Annotated in this window: 2 protein-coding genes; one reads left to right on the top strand and one right to left on the bottom strand. The window is 65.7% G+C overall.

Annotated features, from left to right (window positions below; all coding sequences use genetic code 11):
- On the top strand, positions 1-542 hold a 542-nt coding region (locus AB0H32_RS48315; RefSeq protein WP_361136108.1), incomplete at its 5' end, for a transposase.
- On the opposite strand, the gene AB0H32_RS48310 is transcribed toward AB0H32_RS48315, so the two are convergent.
- On the bottom strand, positions 534-1,379 hold the full coding sequence (locus tag AB0H32_RS48310) for an IS5 family transposase (RefSeq protein WP_361136111.1): 846 nt from the start codon (positions 1,377-1,379) through the stop codon (positions 534-536). The genes AB0H32_RS48315 and AB0H32_RS48310 overlap by 9 nt on opposite strands.
- Between the last annotated feature and the right edge of the window lie 212 nt (positions 1,380-1,591).

The following is a 1,591-nucleotide window of genomic DNA, read 5'->3' as shown; positions in this document are numbered from 1 at the left end:
CCGAGCGGCAGCACACCGCCGTCGTCGGTGAGAAGGTCACCGCCCAGATGGTTCACACCTTGGCGAGGGAAGTGATGACCCTCAACGAGAAGATCGCCGAGGTCGACAAGGTCATCGAAAACCGGTTTCGCGAGCACGAACTCGCCCCAGTGATCGCCAGCCTGCCCGGCATCGGCCCTCTACTCGGAGCGGAATTTCTGGCGGCCACCAGCGGGGACATGAGCTTCTTCGCCACTCCTGACCGGCTGGCGGGATTCGCCGGCCTCGCTCCCGCGCCTCGAGACTCCGGCCGTGTCAGCGGCAACCTCCGCCGCCCGAAGCGCTACCATCGCGGACTCCAACGCGCCTTCTATACGTCCGCCCTCATCAGCATCCGCAACTGCACGGAGTCCCGCAGGTTCTATGACCGCAAAAGAGCGGAAGGTAAGCGACACACCCAGGCTGTGCTGGCCCTGGCCCGCCGCCGCGTCAACGTCCTCTGGGCACTCTTGCGGGACGGACGGTGCTACCAAGCTGCACCACCTGTCACAGCATCACCTTGACAACGTCATTGGGAAGTCGATCATCGCCACGTGGACTATGGCTTCAGAGCGGTGAGAGTGGGTCTCGTAGTCGCGTGCGAGACGGCGGTGGTGCATCAGCCGGCCGAAGGTCCGCTCGATAACCCAACGTCGGGGGATCACCTTGAACCCCTTGACGCCGGCGTCGCGTTGGACGACTTCGACGTCGATGCCGAGGCGGGCGCCGTCGTCGATGGCTTTCGTTCGATAGCCGGTGTCGGCCCACGCCTTGGTCACTCGAGGAATTACGGCGGAGATCTGGGAGAGCAGGTGGATGCCGCCGGTGTTGTCGGAGACGCTTGCCGCGGTCACCCAGACGGCCAGCAGCAGGCCGAGGGTGTCGACGCCGATATGGCGTTTGCGACCTGCGATTTTCCTGCCTGCGTCGACGCCCTGGCCGGCCGCGGGCACGTTGGTGGAGGTCCTGACGCTCTGAGCGTCCAGCACGCAGGCGCTCGGCTCGGCCTTGCGGCCTTCGGCTTCACGCACCAGGCGCCGCAGCAGGCCGTTGAGCTGGTCGAAGATCCCTTCTTTCTGCCAGGCGGCGAAGTAGCCGTAGGCCGTCTCCCACGGTGCGAAGTCGTGCGGCAGGTAGCGCCAGGGAATCCCGGTGCGGCCGACGTAGAGGATGGCGTCCATGATGCGGCGCAGGTCATGCTCGGGTGGGCGGCCGATGTCCAGGCCCTTGTCTCTGCGCTCGGCCCGCCAGGCGGTGAGCGTGGGACCGATCAACTCCCAGCGGGCATCGGAGAGGTCACTGGGTACGGGCGGTGTCGCGTCACGTTTCGGTAGTACCGTCGGACACGACGCGCCCCCCAGGGCGCAAACAGCGTCAACCGGGGGCGCTACGAGATCAGACAGGAGCGACTCGACTCAAACGGGCAGAGGTATGGAGTCTCCTGTCGCACAGCCCGCATTGACCACTCTCACCTCAGCGGTCGCAGACCCACTAGTCCCCAGAAGCGCCACCAAACAACCCCTCCCGGGACAAAACGCTCTTTTAGCTGTGGGGTGACCATGCCGTCGGGCCC

The sequence above is a fragment of the Streptomyces sp. NPDC020362 genome, from assembly GCF_040642095.1.
GTDB lineage: Bacteria > Actinomycetota > Actinomycetes > Streptomycetales > Streptomycetaceae > Streptomyces.
Note: the sequence above shows the minus strand (reverse complement) of the source record. Positions and strands in the feature narration are given on the sequence as shown.